Source organism: Novosphingobium soli, assembly GCF_042432915.1.
Taxonomy (GTDB): Bacteria; Pseudomonadota; Alphaproteobacteria; order Sphingomonadales; family Sphingomonadaceae; genus Novosphingobium; species Novosphingobium soli.
Genome location: NZ_JBHLWK010000010.1, coordinates 258168 through 276342, shown reverse-complemented (window position 1 = coordinate 276342; position 18175 = coordinate 258168). Strand labels below are relative to the sequence as shown.

At 67.2% G+C, this 18175-nt stretch carries 17 protein-coding genes; 14 read left to right on the top strand and 3 right to left on the bottom strand.

The window, feature by feature from the left end; translation table 11 throughout:
- Positions 1–208 precede the first annotated feature (208 nt).
- The 7 genes from ACFFJC_RS07825 to ACFFJC_RS07795 all read left to right on the top strand — a co-directional run bounded on the left by ACFFJC_RS07825 (position 209) and on the right by ACFFJC_RS07795 (position 8910).
- The gene (locus ACFFJC_RS07825) at positions 209–541 is read left to right on the top strand and encodes a glycine zipper 2TM domain-containing protein (RefSeq protein ID WP_379486935.1); all 333 of its coding nucleotides are present in this window, start codon (positions 209–211) and stop codon (positions 539–541) included.
- A 265-nt stretch (positions 542–806) separates the two neighbouring features.
- Entirely contained in the window at positions 807–1544 is a 738-nt protein-coding gene (locus tag ACFFJC_RS07820) for an SDR family oxidoreductase (RefSeq protein ID WP_379486934.1), read from the top strand.
- Between the two features lie 84 nt (positions 1545–1628).
- Positions 1629–2876, top strand: a complete 1248-nt coding sequence (locus ACFFJC_RS07815) for a class I SAM-dependent methyltransferase (RefSeq protein ID WP_379486933.1) — start codon at positions 1629–1631, stop codon at positions 2874–2876.
- 80 nt (positions 2877–2956) lie between these two features.
- A complete protein-coding gene (locus tag ACFFJC_RS07810) occupies positions 2957–4174 on the top strand; it encodes an argininosuccinate synthase (RefSeq protein WP_379486932.1) in 1218 nt (405 codons plus the stop codon).
- A gap of 165 nt (positions 4175–4339) precedes the next feature.
- A complete protein-coding gene (locus ACFFJC_RS07805; RefSeq protein ID WP_379486931.1) occupies positions 4340–4786 on the top strand; it encodes a septal ring lytic transglycosylase RlpA family protein in 447 nt (148 codons plus the stop codon).
- A gap of 412 nt (positions 4787–5198) precedes the next feature.
- Positions 5199–8213, top strand: a complete 3015-nt coding sequence (gene uvrA / locus ACFFJC_RS07800) for an excinuclease ABC subunit UvrA (protein ID WP_379486930.1) — start codon at positions 5199–5201, stop codon at positions 8211–8213.
- A gap of 154 nt (positions 8214–8367) precedes the next feature.
- Entirely contained in the window at positions 8368–8910 is a 543-nt protein-coding gene (locus ACFFJC_RS07795) for a septal ring lytic transglycosylase RlpA family protein (protein WP_379487211.1), read from the top strand.
- A gap of 8 nt (positions 8911–8918) precedes the next feature.
- Here the strand turns inward: ACFFJC_RS07795 and ACFFJC_RS07790 are convergent, their stop codons facing one another.
- Complete coding sequence (locus ACFFJC_RS07790) at positions 8919–9362, bottom strand: globin domain-containing protein (RefSeq protein ID WP_379486929.1); 444 nt, start codon at positions 9360–9362, stop codon at positions 8919–8921.
- Between the two features lie 101 nt (positions 9363–9463).
- Between ACFFJC_RS07790 and ACFFJC_RS07785 the strand changes: the two genes are divergently transcribed.
- The 4 genes from ACFFJC_RS07785 to ACFFJC_RS07770 all read left to right on the top strand — a co-directional run bounded on the left by ACFFJC_RS07785 (position 9464) and on the right by ACFFJC_RS07770 (position 12015).
- Positions 9464–9934: an RrF2 family transcriptional regulator gene (locus ACFFJC_RS07785; protein WP_379486928.1), complete on the top strand. Its 471-nt coding sequence runs from the start codon at positions 9464–9466 to the stop codon at positions 9932–9934.
- Positions 9934–10092: a hypothetical protein gene (locus ACFFJC_RS07780; protein WP_379486927.1), complete on the top strand. Its 159-nt coding sequence runs from the start codon at positions 9934–9936 to the stop codon at positions 10090–10092. Before ACFFJC_RS07785 ends, ACFFJC_RS07780 begins: the two co-directional genes overlap by 1 nt.
- 250 nt (positions 10093–10342) lie before the next feature.
- A complete protein-coding gene (locus ACFFJC_RS07775) occupies positions 10343–11521 on the top strand; it encodes a cell wall hydrolase (protein ID WP_379486926.1) in 1179 nt (392 codons plus the stop codon).
- Between the two features lie 131 nt (positions 11522–11652).
- Complete coding sequence (locus tag ACFFJC_RS07770; protein ID WP_379486925.1) at positions 11653–12015, top strand: hypothetical protein; 363 nt, start codon at positions 11653–11655, stop codon at positions 12013–12015.
- Positions 12016–12134: 119 nt separating this feature from the next.
- On the opposite strand, the gene ACFFJC_RS07765 is transcribed toward ACFFJC_RS07770, so the two are convergent.
- Positions 12135–12539, bottom strand: a complete 405-nt coding sequence (locus ACFFJC_RS07765; RefSeq protein WP_379486924.1) for a MerR family transcriptional regulator — start codon at positions 12537–12539, stop codon at positions 12135–12137.
- Positions 12540–12605: 66 nt separating this feature from the next.
- On the opposite strand from ACFFJC_RS07765, the gene ACFFJC_RS07760 reads away from it, so the two are divergent.
- A complete protein-coding gene (locus ACFFJC_RS07760; RefSeq protein ID WP_379486923.1) occupies positions 12606–13274 on the top strand; it encodes a cation efflux transmembrane domain-containing protein in 669 nt (222 codons plus the stop codon).
- Here the strand turns inward: ACFFJC_RS07760 and ACFFJC_RS07755 are convergent.
- On the bottom strand, positions 13237–15243 hold the full coding sequence (locus ACFFJC_RS07755) for a TonB-dependent receptor plug domain-containing protein (RefSeq protein WP_379486922.1): 2007 nt from the start codon (positions 15241–15243) through the stop codon (positions 13237–13239). The two genes, ACFFJC_RS07760 and ACFFJC_RS07755, sit on opposite strands and share 38 nt — an antisense overlap.
- A gap of 823 nt (positions 15244–16066) precedes the next feature.
- Here ACFFJC_RS07755 and mdh point away from each other — a divergent pair.
- Complete coding sequence (gene mdh / locus ACFFJC_RS07750; RefSeq protein WP_379486921.1) at positions 16067–17029, top strand: malate dehydrogenase; 963 nt, start codon at positions 16067–16069, stop codon at positions 17027–17029.
- A gap of 101 nt (positions 17030–17130) precedes the next feature.
- Positions 17131–18021: a succinate--CoA ligase subunit alpha gene (sucD, locus tag ACFFJC_RS07745; protein WP_379486920.1), complete on the top strand. Its 891-nt coding sequence runs from the start codon at positions 17131–17133 to the stop codon at positions 18019–18021.
- The last annotated feature ends 154 nt before the right edge of the window (positions 18022–18175 follow it).

Below are 18175 nucleotides of genomic sequence, written 5' to 3'. Positions count from 1 at the left end.
CCTACCCTCATATCCCGCACCCAAGGCGGGTCAGGGCGTCTCCGCCGCTCTAATGCGCGGCAGCAACAATCGGGGTCAGCTCGTCGCCGCTGCAGCGCGCTTCGTCACGCATTCTTCTGGAAGCCGCCCTGTTCATCTGACGTTGTGGATCAATGAATGAAGAGCGGTGTTACCCGATCAACTCACGCACACAATGAGGGCACACACCATGCGTAAAGCCATTCTCGCCGCCACCATGATGGCGCTCACCCTGCCCGCCACCGTCGCCGTCTCGGCGCCTGCCGAAGCGCGCGATCGCGGACACCGCTACTACAAGACCGACAACGGCATCCGCTACTGGCGCGGGAACGACGGCCGCTATCGCTGCAAGAAGTCGAACGGCACCACCGGCCTGCTCATCGGCGGCGTTGCCGGCGCCCTCGCTGGCCGCGCGATCGACACCCGCGGCGATCGCACCGTTGGAACCCTGTTGGGCGCGGCTGGCGGTGCCGTCCTCGGCCGCGAGATCGACCGGGGCGGATCGAGCGCGCGCTGCCGCTGAGCGCGGACACCAAGTCCTTCAGGGAAGGCGCGTCGTGGCTGCGGCGCGCCTTTTCCTTTGCCGGGCGCCCAGGCGATTGCCCCTCTCGGGGCTTTCCTAGACCCAGTGCCTATGCTCCAATGCCGTTGATGCTTCAGAGCTTTACCCCCTGCCTCGGCCCGCTTCACCACCAACGTATCTACGATAGCGAGGGAGCGCGAGTCGTAGCGGTCAACGCGGCAGGCGGGCTGATCGCGTGAGCGGAGATGCAATCGCCCGGCCAGCCATGCTAGTGACCGGTGGCGCAAAGCGCATCGGCGCCGCTATCGCGCGCGCGTTCGGCGAGGCGGGCTGGCACGTCGTGATTCACTACGGACGCTCGCGCGACCAGGCCGAAGCGCTTGCTGCATGCCTTCCCTCGGCGGAAGTAGTCTCCTGCGAGCTCGACGACTGGGCCGCGGGACCGGCGATGATCGAGAATCTGGCTGAACGCCTCGGGGACTGGAGAGTGCTGATCAACTGCGCGGGGGTGTTCGATCTCGACACCGCACAGGACCTCGATCCCGCAACCTTCCAGGCTGCGATGCGAGTCAATGCGGGCACGCCCGCGCGGCTGGGGCAAGCCTTCCTGTCGCATGCGAGAGCGTCAGGCGGGCGCCGGCTGATCCATGTCACCGACCAGAAGCTCCTCAACCCCAACCCGGACTTCTTCTCCTACACCATGAGCAAGCACGCTCTTGCCGCCACCATCCCGATGCTCTCCATGGCCCGAGGCGATGCGCGCGACCGCGTCTACGGGATCGCGCCCGGAGCCATTCTCGCCAGCCACGACCAGAGCGAGGCGGAGGCTGACGTCTCGCACCGAATGAATCTGCTCGGTCGCCGGGCGACCCCGGAGGATGTTGCCGGGGCCGCGCTGTTCCTCGCCGGCGGCTGGCTGGCAAGCGGCGAGACGGTCTACGTCGATTCGGGCCAGCACCTGCTGGCTCAGCCCCGCGACGTGCTGTTTCTCGCCCGGCAGTAAGGAACGCGATTCACGCGCCGGCTCTTGTGTATTTTGTCACACATCGCTCTTGCGCACCGCGGCCGCGCCCCGCAATACCCGCGCATGGCATTCGGCATTCTCGATCGCTTCCTTGAACGCGGCGTACGGCAAGGGGTCCTCGAACTGGTCAGGCCCGACGGCAGCATCCGCCGCTTCGGAACGCCTCACGAAGGTTTCCCCCAGGTTCGCATCCGCCTGACCGACATCGCGGCCGAACGCCGCATCCTGCGCGACCCGCGGCTGGGTGCGGCTGAAGCCTTCATGGACGGGCAGCTCGTCGTCGAGCAGGGCGACATCATGGAGTTGGTGCAGCTGCTGCGCGCGAACGCTCGCTGGGATCGCGGCGGAGAGTTGAAGGAAAGCACGCCGCTGAAGAAAGCGGCGGGCAAGCTGGTCACCCTGCTCGACGGCGTGAACCGGGCTGCCAGCGCCAAGCGCAACATCGCCCACCACTACGACGTCGGCAACGACCTCTACCGCCTGTTCCTCGATTCCGAGCACATGCAGTACTCCTGCGCCTACTGGCCGCGCGAGGACATGACGCTGGAGCAGGCACAGAGCGCCAAGCTGGCGCACATCGCCGCCAAGCTCGCCATCGAGCCTGGCCAGCGCGTGCTGGACATCGGGTGCGGCTGGGGCGGCATGGCGATCTACCTGGCGCAGAACTTCGACGTTTCGGTGAAGGGCATCACGCTCAGCGAAGAGCAGCTCGCCCTTGCGCGCGACCGGGCGGCTGAGGCCGGTGTCGCCGACCGGATCGACTTCGAGCTGGTCGACTACCGCGACCTTGCCGCGCGCGGAGACAAGTTCGATCGCATCGTTTCGGTGGGCATGTTCGAACACGTCGGTCAGGCGCAGTTCGCGCGCTTCTTCCGCGACTGTGCGACGCTGCTCGTGGACGAGGGCGTGATGCTCCTCCACACCATCGGCCGCATGGGAGGCCCCGGATCTACGGATGCCTTCACGCGCAAGTACATCTTTCCGGGCGGTTACATCCCGGCGCTGAGCGAGACGCTCGCAGCAAGCGAAAAGGTACGCCTGATCGCGACCGACATCGAGACGCTGCGCCTGCACTATGCGCTCACCTTGCGCGAGTGGTACAAGCGCTGCGTCGCAAACCAGACCGCCATCGTGCGGCTCCACGATGAGCGCTTCTATCGCATGTGGACTTTCTATCTCGCCGGCGCCACCGCCGCGTTCGAGAGCGGCGGCATGTGCAACTACCAGATCCAGTACACCCGCAGCCGCCATGCCCTGCCCCTCACCCGGGACTATCTGGCGCAGGCGGAACGCCGGCTGCCGGGCGGCTGACGCGGAACCGTTGCGAAGCGGGGACGCACCTGCTAGCCGCGCGCCCGAACATTCACCGCCGTTTCGCGAAAGCCCCGCCCATGTCCGAGATCAAGAAGGTCGTCCTTGCCTATTCCGGCGGCCTCGACACCAGCGTCATCCTCAAGTGGCTGCAGGTCACCTACAACTGCGAAGTGGTGACCTTCACCGCCGATCTCGGACAAGGCGAGGAACTGGAGCCGGCACGCGCCAAGGCCAAGCTGATGGGCCTGCCCGACCAGAACATCTACATCGACGACCTGCGCGAGGAGTTCGTCCGCGACTTCGTCTTCCCGATGATGCGCGCCAATGCCCGCTACGAGGGCGACTATCTTCTGGGCACCTCGATTGCCCGCCCGCTCATCTCGAAGCGCCTGATCGAGATCGCACACGAGACCGGCGCCGATGCCGTGGCGCACGGCGCCACCGGCAAGGGCAACGACCAGGTTCGCTTCGAACTGAGCGCCTATGCCCTCGATCCCAGCATCAAGGTCATCGCCCCCTGGCGCGAGTGGGACCTCACCAGCCGCACCGCGCTGATCGCCTGGGCCGAGCAGCACCAGATCCCCGTCCCCAAGGACAAGCGCGGCGAAAGCCCCTTCTCCACCGACGCCAACCTCCTGCACACCTCGTCCGAGGGCAAAGTGCTGGAAAACCCGTGGGATGAGACGCCGGACTACGTCTACTCGCGCACGGTCAACCCGGAAGACGCGCCGGACGCGCCGGAATACATCACCATCGACTTCGAAAAGGGTGACGGCGTCGCGCTCAACGGCGTGGCAATGAGCCCGGCCACGCTCCTCACCCAGCTCAACGAGCTGGGTCGCAAGCACGGCATCGGCCGTCTCGATCTGGTCGAGAACCGCTTCGTCGGCATGAAGAGCCGCGGCATGTACGAGACCCCGGGCGGCGAGATCTACGCCCGGGCCCATCGCGGCATCGAGCAGATCACGCTCGACCGTGGCGCCGCGCACCTCAAGGACGAGCTCATGCCCAAGTATGCAGAGCTCATCTACAACGGCTTCTGGTTCGCACCCGAGCGCGAGATGCTCCAGGCGGCCATCGACCACAGCCAGGCACGTGTGAACGGCACCGTGCGGCTCAAGCTCTACAAGGGCATGGCCTCGGTGGTCGGCCGCAAGAGCCCGGACTCGCTCTACTCCGAACGGCATGTCACGTTCGAGGACGATGCCGGGGCCTACGACCAGAAGGATGCAGCGGGCTTCATCAAGCTCAACGCCCTGCGCCTCCGCCTGTTGGCCCAGCGCGACGCGCGGTGACGCCACCCAGAAGCTTGCTTGCGAGTTGACGCATCGAGGCGGCCCGTTGCCAAAGCGCGACGGGCCGCTTTTGCATGGATGGCCTTAGAGCGGCCTCGCATATAGGACTCCGGCATCGTCCACGACGAAGCGGGGTCCGTTTTGCAAATCCGACCGAACAGCCTGATGGCCGCGCTTTGTGCGGTCGCGATCCTGCCGTTCGCAGGGCCTGCCCAGGCTGACGCTCCGGTCATCCCCGTCGCTGGTGTCAACGTCATCGCGGCTGCAGAAGTTCCCGCCATCACTCAGATGGTTGCCGTGCCGCCACCGGCTCTCGAACCGATCGCGGGCGGCGTCGCCAGCTACTACGGCCGTCACCTCAAAGGCGCCCGCACCGCCAGCGGCGCACGCTATGCCCCCGATGCGCTGACCGCGGCCCATCGTACGCTACCCTTCGGCACTCAGGTGCAGGTGACGAACCCTGCCAACGGCGAGTCCGTCGTGGTCACCATCAACGATCGCGGGCCGTTTCATGGCAATCGCGTCATCGACCTGTCCGATGCCGCGGCCGACCAGATCGGCATCAGCCGCAAGGGCAGCGGCCGCGTGGAACTGGCCGTCTTCGCGGACTGAGCGCACGTACCAGGCGATGTGCAGCACCTGGTTGCACCGCAGGACACCGGCGAAAGCAGCTACTGAACCGCTTGATCTCTGGGGAGAAAAAGTCGGCCGGCGCGGCTGGGAGGGGGTGGGGGAAGCGCCGCGCCGGCCTTCACAAGCGATAACCGCGAACCCTGCAATGCGTTCCCGGCTCCAGTCGTGTTCTGCCAATCCGTGCAGTGCTGGCGATGAGTTGCGCAGGACGAGACAGCATTCTCCGCGTGGCAGCAGCCACAGGCGGAGATAGCGCAAGCCGACGCGATGATGGCGTTCAGGTCGACGCCAGCCTCCCTCCCTTGCGATGAGCGCTTCGCTCCCCATCTACGGCGAAGTCCTGCGCCGGCGCTCTTGAAGCGCGCGAACAAATCTGGAACACAGCCTTTCCATGAGTCTCACCCACATCACTGTGCGCGGCGCGCGCGAGCATAACCTCAAGGGCTTCGACATCGCGCTCCCGCGCGAGAAGCTGATCGTCATCACCGGCCTCTCGGGCTCGGGCAAGTCGAGCCTGGCGTTCGACACGATCTACGCCGAAGGGCAGCGCCGCTATGTGGAATCGCTGAGCGCTTACGCTCGCCAGTTCCTCGAGATGATGCAGAAGCCGGACGTCGAACATATCGACGGCCTTTCGCCGGCCATCTCGATCGAACAGAAGACGACCAGCCGCAACCCGCGCTCGACGGTCGCGACGGTGACCGAGATCTGGGACTACATGCGACTCCTGTGGGCGCGGGTGGGCATTCCCTACTCGCCCTCCACCGGCCTGCCGATCGAGGCGCAGACCGTCTCGAACATGGTTGATCGGGTCATGGCCTTGCCCGAAGGCACCCGTCTGTACCTGCTGGCGCCGGTCGTGCGCGGCCGCAAGGGCGAATACCGCAAGGAACTCGCCGAGTGGCAGAAGGCCGGCTACACCCGCGTGCGCATCGACGGCGAGTTCTACGCCATCGAGGACGCACCCGCGCTCGACAAGAAGTTCAAGCACGACATCGAGGTCGTGGTGGACCGCATCGCGGTGAAGGACGGCATCCAGACCCGCCTCGCCGACAGCTTCGAGCAGGCGCTCAAGCTGGCTGACGGCCTGGCCTATGTCGACCTCGCCGATACCACTGTGGCGGAGCTTGGTGGAGCAGGTGCTTCGACAAGCTCAGCACGAGCGGAGGTTGGGGGAGCCGATGACCCCGCTCATCCTGAGCCTGTCGAAGGATCAGGCGCACCAGTCGAAGCCCCCGCAGCTCAGACTGCTCTCACCAGGGGCATGAAAAACGCCGGCCTCCCCGCCAACCGCATCGTCTTTTCCGAAAAGTTCGCCTGCCCGGTCAGCGGCTTCACGATCGAGGAGGTCGAGCCGCGCCTGTTTTCGTTCAACGCCCCCCAGGGTGCCTGCCCGGCCTGCGACGGCCTGGGCGAGAAGCTGCTGTTCGATCCGCAATTGGTGGTGCCCAACGAGCACCTGACGCTCAAGCAGGGTGCGATCGTCCCCTGGGCCAAGTCCAATCCGCCCAGCCCATACTACATGCAGGTGCTCTCCAGCCTTGCGGCGCACTTCGGGTTCAGCCTGACGACGCCCTGGGACGAGCTGCCGGGCGAGGTCAAGCTGGTGATCCTCTATGGCACCGGCGGCAAGGCGGTTCCGCTCACCTTCAAGGATGGCCGCAAGGAATACACCGTCAACAAGGCGTTCGAGGGGGTTATCGGCAACCTCAACCGCCGGATGGTGCAGACCGACAGCGCCTGGATGCGAGAGGAACTTGCGAAGTTCCAGACCGCGCAGCCTTGCGAGACCTGCCATGGCAAGCGCCTCAAGCCCGAGGCGCTATCGGTCAAGGTGGGCGGCAGCGACATCGCGGACGCCGCGCACTTGTCCGTCGCAGACGCTTTCGCCTGGTTCGGCGGGCTCGAAGAACGGCTGACCAACCAGCAGAGGCAGATCGCGCACGCCATCCTCAAGGAGATCAACGAACGCCTTGGCTTCCTCAACAACGTCGGGCTCGATTATCTCAACCTCAACCGCACCAGCGGCACGCTGTCGGGCGGCGAGAGCCAGCGCATCCGCCTGGCCAGCCAGATCGGCTCGGGCCTGTCGGGCGTGCTCTACGTGCTCGACGAGCCGAGCATCGGCTTGCACCAGCGCGACAACGACATGCTGCTGGAAACCCTCAAGCGCCTGCGCGACCTCGGCAACACCGTGATCGTCGTGGAGCATGACGAGGACGCGATCCGCACTGCCGACCACATCGTCGATCTTGGGCCAGGTGCCGGCGTCCATGGTGGCCAGGTGGTGGCGGAAGGCACGCTCAAGCAGGTGCTCAAGTCCAAGGACAGCCTGACCGCGGCCTACCTCAACGGCACCCGCCGTATCGAGGTGCCCGAGACCCGCCGCAAGGGCAACGGCCACTTCGTGACGGTGGAGAACGCGCGCGCCAACAACCTTACCGGCGTCACCGCGAAGTTCCCGCTCGGCACCTTCTGCTGCGTGACCGGCGTCTCCGGCTCGGGCAAGTCCTCGCTCACCATCGACACGCTGCAGGCGGGCGCCAGCCGCCAGCTCAACGGCGCGCGGGTGATCGCGGGCGCGCATGACCGGATCACCGGCCTCGAAATGTGCGACAAGGTGATCGAGATCGACCAGTCGCCGATCGGCCGCACCCCGCGCTCCAACCCCGCCACCTACACCGGCGCCTTCACGCAGATCCGCGACTGGTTCGCCGGCCTGCCCGAAAGCCAGGCACGCGGCTACAAGCCGGGCCGCTTCAGCTTCAATGTCAAGGGCGGCCGTTGCGAGGCGTGCCAGGGCGACGGCCTCATCAAGATCGAGATGCACTTCCTCCCCGACGTCTACGTCACCTGCGAGGAGTGCCACGGCAAGCGCTACAACCGCGAGACCCTGGAGGTGAAGTTCAAGGGGCTCTCGATCGCCGACGTGCTCGACATGACGATCGAGGATGCCGAGGAGTTCTTCAAGGCCGTGCCCCCGATCCGCGACAAGATGCACATGCTGAACGAGGTGGGCCTTGGCTACGTGAAGGTCGGCCAGCAGGCGACGACGCTCTCGGGCGGCGAGGCGCAGCGGGTGAAATTGGCCAAGGAACTCGCCCGCCGCTCCACCGGGCAGACGCTCTACATCCTCGACGAGCCCACCACCGGCCTTCACTTCGAGGACGTACGCAAGCTGCTGGAAGTGCTGCACCGACTGGTGGACCAGGGCAACTCGGTGGTGGTGATCGAACACAACCTCGACGTCATCAAGACCGCCGACTGGATCATCGACATGGGTCCCGAAGGCGGCGTGCGCGGGGGGCAGATCGTGGCGGATGGCACGCCCGAGGACGTTGTGCAGGAACCGCGCAGCTTCACGGGTCAGTATCTCAAGCCGCTGCTGGGGAGCTGGGCGAAGTAGCCTTGTGGAAAGCGGAAGGCCTCGCGTTGGAGCGTGAGGGCTTCCGCGCTAGAGCCGGCTCTCTTGGGGTCGGCTGCGTGCGCGGGCCGGGAGCAAGGAGGTCGGCTTGCCCTTATTCTCCGCCAGAGGACCTGCCGCCGGCGCCGGGCTCGCCCTGCTGCTCGCCGGGGCTCTTGCGGGATGCGGCGGCGGGATACGGTATCGGCCGGTGAGCGACACGCCTGTCCGGATCGGCCCTGCCTACCAGGTCCGCGGCACCACCTACACACCGGCGGCGCAGCCTGCTTACGACATGCTGGGTTATGCGACGTGGTATGGCGCGGAGAGCGGCAGCCAGGTGGCCAACGGAGAGCGCTTCCGACCGGACTGGATCACCGCGGCACACGCCACGCTGCCGCTGCCGACCTACGTGGAGGTGACGGCGCTCGACACCGGGCGCCGCATCCTCGTGCGGATCAACGATCGCGGGCCTTTCGGCGAAAGAGCCCGCATCATCGACCTGTCGAAGGGCGCCGCCGAATTGCTCGGCCTGCGCGCCAGAGGCAAGGCGGCCGTCCGGGTCCGCGTGGTGGAGCCGGATGAGCAGGACCGTGCCGCGCTGCGCCAGGGCCGGCCGGCGCGCGTTCTGCCGCCCGTCGCGCCGCGCCCGCTCGCCAGCCTCCAGGACCAGTTCGAGCGGGGCGTCGGCGCTCGCTGAACGTCCGCTCAGGCGCGTTCGGCGTAGATCTCTCGCTCCTTGCCGATCAGGATCTCGGCCAGGAACCAGTAGGCCTCACCCCAGGCAGCAAGCACTTCGTCGGTCGCTGCCTCGCCCACGACGTCGCGGATGGCGGGCAAGAGGGCGTCGGCGACGAGCGGGTAGTGCTCGGGCTTGACGCCGGTCTCGACGTGACGCGCCACCATCCGCGCGACGGCACCGGAGAGGTTCTGCAGCTTGTCCACGTTCTGGGCATAGCCCAGGATCGCGGCCGCAAGCCGGCGGGGCTGCTCGCCGGAGTCCTGCGCCGCCTGGTCGAACAGCGCGCGCACCTCCTCGTTCTCGAACAGACGCTGGTACATCCGGGTAGTGATGGCGACGCCGTGCTGCTGCAGCACGGGTGCGGTGGCCTTTACAGTGGCGATGGTGCTTTCGGACAGCGCGGTGGTCATGGACGGCTCCTCTTCATCTTCAAAGATGCGATTCGGATGCATCTATACGCTTCGCGCGAAAAGATGTAAACGAGCCGCATGATTGACTTACCTGCGCCGCGATGCGCCTGACGGCCCACACCGACTATGCCCTGCGTATTCTCCTCCATGCCGCGCTCGCGGAGGGGGAGGGCGACGGGCTGCTGTCCATCGCGCAGGTGGCGCGGGACCATGCGATTTCGCGCAATCATGCGATGAAGGTGGTCAACGTCCTGGCCAATGCCGGGCTCCTGGCGACGGTGCGGGGGCGCAGCGGCGGCTTCCGGCTGGGGCGGCCGGCGGAGGACATCACGCTGGGCGAAGTGGTGCGCCTGACCGAGCCGGGCATGAAGGCCGCCGACTGCGAAGGCTGCGTTCTCCAGGAATTCTGCGGACTTACGGGCATGTTGGCGGGGGCGATGCGGGCTTTCCTGGGGGAGTTGGATCGGCGGACCCTGGCGGCGGCGGCGGCGGGATCGCGGCTTCCGGCGCGGCTCGCGGCCGGAACCATGGTCACGAGCCCGGCGTTGGACCAGGAAAGAGGAGAAGGATGATGACCACCGGAGCCGAAATTCCCTTTCGCCGCAATCGCTTCGCCCAGGGCACCGGATCGCTGATCCTGGACCGGCAGCGCGAGGAGCGGCAGCGCAAGGGCGAAGGCGCCGGCGAGCCGATGCGCGTCTGGTCGCACGGCCGCTTTGTCGCACAGTAAGATAGGCACTGGGAAATAGCGCGCGGTTAGCGCCGCATTAGCGCGCAGACAGCGCGCACGGCGCCCTTGCGCCCGCGCCCCTGCCCTTCCCCTGCCCCCGCCGCAAACCCGCACGCGGCCGCGGCTGCCGAGGTCACGAGCCCGCCAGCCGCTGTACCGCAACGGGACGCCGCCAAAGGCACGGATGCGCGCGAACCCCGGGCAGGTTAGGGGGGATCTGCGGGTCTTTCCGCGCCGCGAAAGGAACCGAGTGCCCCCCTTCCCTCCCGTCGCCTCCGCCGCGCCGCAGGACTGGAGGACGGCGGCCCACCCGCGCCCGCGTGACTTCGCCGCGCGCTACCCCCGGCGCGCACGCCCGGTCGGACGGCGGGCACCGGTGCTGCGCCGGCGCTGGAACCTGGCGGTGACGGCGCTGGCCGCGGTCGCGCTTCCCGCCTTCGCCGCGCCCGACGGCTGGGGCCGCTTCGCCATCGCCGACGCCGCGCTGCCCGGCGACGGACGGCTGCCGATGCCGTTCGAGCAGGCCGGGGCAAGCTTCCCGGGCTCCGCCTTCTACTACCTCGCCGCCGAGCCCGCCCCGCTGCGGGTCGGCGCGGGCATCGGCGCGGGCATCGGCTCCGATGCCGCAAGCCCCGCCCCCGGCTTCTCCCCCGCCGCACGCCCGCTGCGCATTGTCGGCCCCGGGGTGGACCGCAGCCGCGCGCTCCAGTGCCTGACCGCCGCGATCTACTACGAGGCGGCGAGCGAGCCCGACGCCGGGCAGCGCGCGGTGGCGCAAGTGGTGCTCAACCGCGTGGCCCACCCCGCCTACCCCAAGACGGTGTGCGGCGTGGTCTACCAGGGCTCGGAACGATCGACCGGCTGCCAGTTCTCGTTCACCTGCGACGGCGCGCTGGCGCGGCGGCCCGAGCGGCTGTTCTCGCAGCGCGCGGAGACCGTCGCCCGCCAGGCGCTCGCCGGCGCGGTCTATGCCCCGGCGGGGCTGGCGACGCACTACCATACGGTCCAGGTCCACCCCGCCTGGGCACCCAGCCTGCACGAGCTCGGCACCATCGGCGCACATCGCTTCTACGCGTTTCGCGGCGCGGCGGGCGCCCCGGCGACGTTCCGCTTCGCCTACCTCGGCGGCGAGCCGGTCGCGGCCCCGCACCGGCGCGCGCCGGGTGCGAACCTCGCCGCGGCCGAGGCCGTGCTCGACCCGCTGGCGGTGCAGCGCGCCTTCGCCGCCGCCGCGCCGGCCGCCGCCACGCCGCCGGCCGCACCCGAGCCGGCGCCCACCGGCGCCGCCGCCCCCGCCTATTCCGAGGATGTCCGCCAGCGCGGCGGCGACTCGCTCTACCGCGCGCAGAACCTGCCCGCGAGCCAGGGCGTCCGCCCCGAGTACGCCAACAGCGGGCGCTGGATCGGCGAGCCGGGCCAGCCGCAGTAGGCGAGCCCAAGCCGCCCTGCGCGCCACCCCGCAGGCGCCCGGCAAGGTTTGAGCAACCACGTCCTTGCAGGATGGCTTAGCGCCTTGCTGGCAGAGTGCGCGCCTCGCTCGCCCAGGAGGGACCGGCCCCCATGACCATCCGCTTCGCCGCTGCCTGGAAGGGAGCACCCCCTGCCCTCGCGCCCTCGCTCTGCACCGGCGCCCCGCTCGACAGCGTCAACGACAACCCGCCGCTGCCCGTCCCGCCGCGAGCCGCCCGCCGAGCCCCGCGCGACGACGCAGAGCACGAAGCATCCCCTGCCGGCGCCCTCACGCCCTTCCAGGCGCCTGTGCGGGCGGTGACTGCGGCCGCGGGGGGAGAGCCGCCCGACCCGTCCTGCTGCGCCCATGCCGAGCCCGTCGAAGCACAGCGGTGCCCCGCGCCCGATCTCCCGGCCTTCGACAAGCTCAGGCTGAGCGGGGTGGTGAGGCCTGGCTTGGGGGAGCTGCTCTGACGGCTTTTGCTGCGAGGGTGGCGATGGTTGCCGTCTGGAGCAGCAGCGTCTGCTTCCGACCAACTCAGGACGTACCCCTCCGGGCCGCCAGCGTCAGCTTCCGGCCCGAAAGCCGACGATCATGTCGATGCTGCCGGACCCAAGGCTTCGATAATGCGGCATTCAGCGACAGTCCCGCCATCGCACGAGTCGATCACCGCCTTCAGTTCCCGTCTCAGCGCTTGGAGGTCAGCAATCTTGCGATCCACCTCCACCAGATGCTGGTGGGCGATCCGGTCGATCCCAGCGCAGTCGCAGCTCTTGTCGTCGGAAAGGCCCAGGAGCGCGCGCACCTGATCCAGCGAGAAGCCTAGATCACGGGACCGCCTGATGAAAGACAGACGGCCAAGCTCAGCCTGCCCATAATCCCGATAATTGCTCGACGTTCGGGCGGGCTTGGGCAGCAGGCCTATCTTCTCATAATAGCGGATCGTCTCGATCTTCGTGTTTGTGGCCTTGCCCATTTCCCCGATCGTCAACGCCATGCTCTTGACCCTGTAGTTGCTACAGGCCCTATATAGCCTGTCATCGATGCGAAGAGGAGATGGCACATGGCTGGCGGTTGCTGCGGCGGATCACCCGACACTGGCGGAAAGACAGACGACCGCGTCTGGCGCCGTGCGCTGTGGATCGCGCTCATCATCAACGCCGGCATGTTCGGCGTCGAGATCGTCGCTGGCGTCACGGCCGGGTCAGCATCGCTCAAGGCTGACGCGCTCGATTTTCTGGGCGATGCGGCCAACTATGCCATCAGCCTGGGTGTTGCCGGACTTGCGCTGCGCTGGCGCGCCCGCGCGGCCCTCGCCAAAGGCATATCTCTGCTGCTGTTGGGCGTCTGGGTCATCGCCAGTACGGCATGGATGGCGGCACGCGGATCACTGCCCGGGGCCGAGACCATGGGCATCATTGGCGTGCTCGCGCTCGTCGCCAACCTGATCTGCGCCGTGATGCTGTGGCGGCACCGGGAAGGCGACGCCAACCGCAGGTCCGTCTGGATCTGCTCGCGCAACGATGCCATCGGGAACATCGCCGTGGTCGCGGCTGCACTGGGCGTCTTCGGCACCGGGACCGCATGGCCGGACATCGCCGTTGCGGCGGTGCTGGCTGGTCTTGGCGTCTCAGGCGGTTGGCAGATCATTCGTCAGTCATGGCTGGAGTTGAAAGGCCTCGACCACGGCCATGCTATTCTCCGCCAAACCGGAACCGCACACCCCCGTTAAGGACGAAGCCATCGGTCGGCGCCCACGCGTCGACCGTCCACGCACCCGTCGGCGCGCGACTGCGGAGGAGCAACGGGTCATAATGGGTTTGCCGGACATTGAGCAGGTTCTCGGCGTTCACGAACAGACTGACCTTGCCGAGGATGAGTTCACCCATGGCGCCAAGCTGGACATAGGGTCGGCTGCGGGTGCGATAGGGATTGTCATCCAGCGACTGGCGGCCGGTGTAATAGGCTTCGATTCCGAAGCGCCCGCGCCCATGCTTTTCCCACATCGCGACCAGTCCGGCGCTGTCGCGGGGCGTCAGGGGGACCATGCGGCGCCCAGCGGCATCAGGGTCGGGCTCTCTCGCATCGACGTGAACATAGCTGCCGGTCAGCGTCACTGCATTCCAGCGGTAACGGATCAGCACTTCCGCACCGCGCGTTTTCGTCAGACCGCTGGCGTTGATAAGCGTCACATGGTTGGCATCGACCGTCTGGAGTTGCACGGCGTTGTCGATGTTGGATGCGAACAGGCTGACATTGGCTTCCAATGGTCCATGGCCATAGCCGAAGTCGATGGAGGCGCTGTCCGCGACCTCGGCCTTCAACTTCGCATAGGGCACGAGGCGCGAAAGGCCGTTGGCCTCGATCTCCTCGACAAAAGGCGTCGGTGCATAGAAGCCGCGCCCGAGCGACGCACGGATTGTCCAAGGTCCGGGCTTGTAGAGCGCCGAGAGGCGCGGACTGACGCGCGAACCATAGGCGCTGTGACCGTCCCACCGCGCGCTTCCCGCGAGGGTCAGCCTGTCTCCCAGCTTCTGCTCCCCCTGAACGAAGAGCGAGGGCACGGTGTAGCTATAGTCAAAGGCGGAATAGGCCCTGGAGCGATAATCATCCGCCTGAATGGCCGCGCCCGCCAGCCATGTGGTCGCGCCGGTCTCTCCGCCGATCGACGCCTCGGCCAGACCGGTCCTGTGCCGGTCATTCTCGATGACGTCACCAAAGCGATGGCGATGGGATTGGGTCACGCCTGACGCGCGCAGGTGCAGTGTGCCGATGCCTTCAAGCGGCGTCTCCGCTGTCAGGCCGACATCATATCGACGGCTGCGCTGTGCCTGCACGAAGGGTTGCCCATCCGGCGCGGTGGCGCCCGGCATGGTGCCCCCGTCACGCTGTTCGGCCATCGCGCCGAAGGTCAGCAGCGCCTTCGATCCGTCAGCGCCATCCCAGAAAAGCCGGGGTCGAACGGTGAAGCGCTCATAGCCGGGCAAATCCGCCCAACCATCATTGTTGAGGTCCTGACGGCTGTGCCGATCATAGCCTGCCGTGATCGACGCGCTCAGCGTCTGGCTGATCGGCGAGGCGGTATAGCCCGTGACATCCTGACCGTTTCGGCTTGTCGCATTCAGCAGCAACTCACCCTGTGGTTCGCTTGCCGGTCGGCGCGACACCAGATTGATGACGCCGCCAAGGGCCGAAGGTCCGTAGAGGGCCGATGCAGCGCCCTTGATGATCTCCACCTGCCCCAGATCGGTTGGCGGTATCTGAAGCAGGCCGATGGATGGTGTCTGTCCTCCATAGAGCGGCAGGCCGTCAGCCAGGATCTGAGTGTATCGCCCCTTCAGGCCCTGGATGCGTACATTGGCCGCGCCCAGGGCGGGCGATGTGGTCTGCACCCAGACACCGGGTGTTTCGCTGACCAGCATGGCGATATTGCCCGGCCGCATCAGGAGTTTCTCTTCGATCTCCTCCCGGTTCACAACATCCACACGGATCGGTTCGTCCTGTACGCGGCGGCCCGTCCGCGTCGCCTGCACGACGATCTCGGACTCTTCTTCCCCGTCGGCGTCGGAATCAGCCTGCGCATAGGCCGTCGCGGGCCAGGCAGCCCCCAAGAGCAGCGAGAGGAGGAGGTAGTTCGCCGGTCGGTGCGTTCGAGAAACAGACTTCAATGCCAACCCCTGTTCGATCAGACTTACGATCACGGGGTGCCTCATAGGGCCTGTAGCAACTACAGGGTCAAGGCAAAGGTGAACCTTTGCGTGATATGGCTAGCTAGCGCACATGGCCTGGTTACACCGCGAGCGGCAGATTGCATCAGAACCTGCCGCTCAGCGGCTCATTCGGGAACGGCAGAAAAGTCCCAAGCCGCGTCGAACGGCCGTTCAACAACGAACCTAACGTACGTCCGACTTCAAGCGCCGCAATGTCGCTGCCCCTCCCATCCCACTCCGCTCATGCTGAGTTTGTCGAAGCATGGGACCCTCGCGCCTCGCCCCAGGGGCCTTCGACAGGCTCAGGCTGAGCGGGGTCGGGAGGTTGGACTCCGGGAACAGCCGGCCGATGGTCCTCTTCATCACAGTATGCTCCGCAGGATCGGGCGACGTCCGGAAGGCGTGAGCGCCGGTTCCAGGCCACGATTCCCTCCATCCACCGGCCCGCAATCGGCCTGCGCGGCCGGTGCTTCGACGCCGCTGCGCGACCGCGCGCATTGTCGCCGGGACGAGTCGCGGGGGCGTCGCTTGCCAGCCGCGGCGGATTCGGCGACACGGGGTCGGGGGCCCTTGCGGTCCGATCCCCGGGCTCCGGAAGGCGCGCCGTTCCGCCGTTTGCCTGCACTATTGCAATTGCGAACTATTATCAGATAAAAGTGCCGTCATAGTTCCCCGCCTGTCCCTTTGGCGGTTGCAATGTCCTTCCCACGGGCGTAGGGCCCGGCCTGCAAACCCGGCGCCTGCCTCTCGCGGGATGGAAGCAGGCCGCCTTGAAGTCCGGCAATCCCGCCATTGGGAAGGACACGCAGGGATCATGGCTCGTAAGAAGATTGCGCTTATCGGCGCCGGCAACATCGGCGGCACGCTGGCGCACCTCGCCGCGCAGAAGGAACTGGGCGACATCGTCCTCTTCGACATCGCCGAGGGCATCCCGCAGGGCAAGGCGCTCGACCTCTCGCAGTGCGGCCCGGTCGAGGGCTTCGACGCCCAGATCACCGGCACCAACGACTATGCGGACATCGCCGGCGCCGACGTCGTCATCGTCACGGCCGGCGTGCCGCGCAAGCCCGGCATGAGCCGCGACGACCTGCTCGGCATCAACCTCAAGGTGATGAAGTCCGTGGGCGAGGGCATCAAGGCCCACGCGCCCGACGCGTTCGTGATCTGCATCACCAACCCGCTCGACGCGATGGTCTGGGCGCTGCGCGAATTCTCCGGCCTGCCGCACAACAAGGTCGTCGGCATGGCCGGCGTGCTCGACTCGGCGCGCTTCTCGACCTTCCTCGCCTGGGAGTTCGGCGTCTCGGTGCGCGACGTGACCTCGTTCGTGCTCGGCGGCCACGGCGACACCATGGTCCCGGTGGTCGAGTACTCGACCGTCAAGGGCATCCCCGTCCCCGACCTCATCAAGATGGGCAAGTCCACGCAGGAGCGCATCGACGCGATCGTCAAGCGCACCGCGAACGGCGGCGGCGAGATCGTCGGCCTGCTGAAGACCGGCTCGGCCTTCTACGCCCCCGCCGCCTCGGCGATCGCCATGGCTGAAAGCTACCTCGGCGACCAGAAGCGCATCCTGCCCTGCGCCGCCTACCTCGAGGGCCAGTACGGCGTCGACGGCCTCTACGTCGGCGTGCCGGTCAAGATCGGCAGCGACGGCGTCGAGGAAGTGATCGAGATCGCGCTGGACGACAAGGCGAAGGCCGGCCTGCAGGTCTCGATCGACGCGGTCAAGGAACTGCTGGTCGCCTGCAAGGGCATCGACGGCTCGCTGGCCTGATCCGGTGATCCTGCGCCCGATCCCGGTCGGGCGCGGATCGTCGGTGGCGAGGCCGCCGGGTACACATTTCAGCACACACAAGACCCCAACGGAGTGACGCGATGTCGATCCTCGTAAACAAGAACACCAAGGTCATCACCCAGGGCATGACCGGCGCGACCGGCAGCTTCCACACCCAGGCCGCGCTCGACTACGGCACGCAGATGGTCGCCGGCGTCACCCCCGGCAAGGGCGGCACCGAGCACCTCGGCCTGCCCCAGTTCAACTCGGTCCACGAAGCCAAGGCCGCGACCGGCGCCACCGCATCGTGCGTCTACGTGCCGCCGTTCGGCGCCGCGGACGCCATCCTGGAGGCGATCGACGCCGAGATCGAGCTGATCATCTGCATCACCGAGGGCATCCCCGTCCTCGACATGATCCCCGTCAAGCGCGCGCTCGTCGGCTCCAAGTCGCGCCTGATCGGCCCGAACTGCCCCGGCGTGCTGACGCCCAACGAGTGCAAGATCGGCATCATGCCGGGCAACATCTTCTCCAAGGGGTCGGTGGGTGTTGTTTCGCGCTCGGGCACGCTTACCTATGAAGCCGTGTTCCAGACCACCAACGCCGGGCTCGGCCAGACCACGGCCGTCGGCATCGGCGGCGACCCGGTCAACGGCACCAACTTCATCGACGTCCTCGAGCTGTTCCTGGCCGACGACGAGACCCAGTCGATCATCATGATCGGCGAGATCGGCGGCTCGGCCGAGGAAGAAGCGGCGCAGTTCCTCAAGGACGAGGCCAAGCGCGGTCGCAAGAAGCCGATGGCGGGCTTCATCGCCGGCCGCACGGCGCCTCCGGGCCGTCGCATGGGCCACGCGGGCGCGATCGTCTCGGGCGGCCAGGGCGGCGCCGAGGACAAGATCGCGGCGATGGAAGAGGCCGGCATTCGCGTCTCGTCCTCGCCCTCGCTGCTCGGCGAGACCCTGGTGGAAGCTCTCAAGGCCTACGCCTGACGACATAGTGCAAGGCGCGGTGCGTTTCTTCGGAACCGCACCGCTCCGGGGCGCTTACCATGACGCGTGCGGGGCATCCGGCCCCGGCGTGAGTATCGAGCGGACTTTCGGCCCTCCTCCCCGGGAACCGTCAGCCCGCCCTTCCTGAAGACGC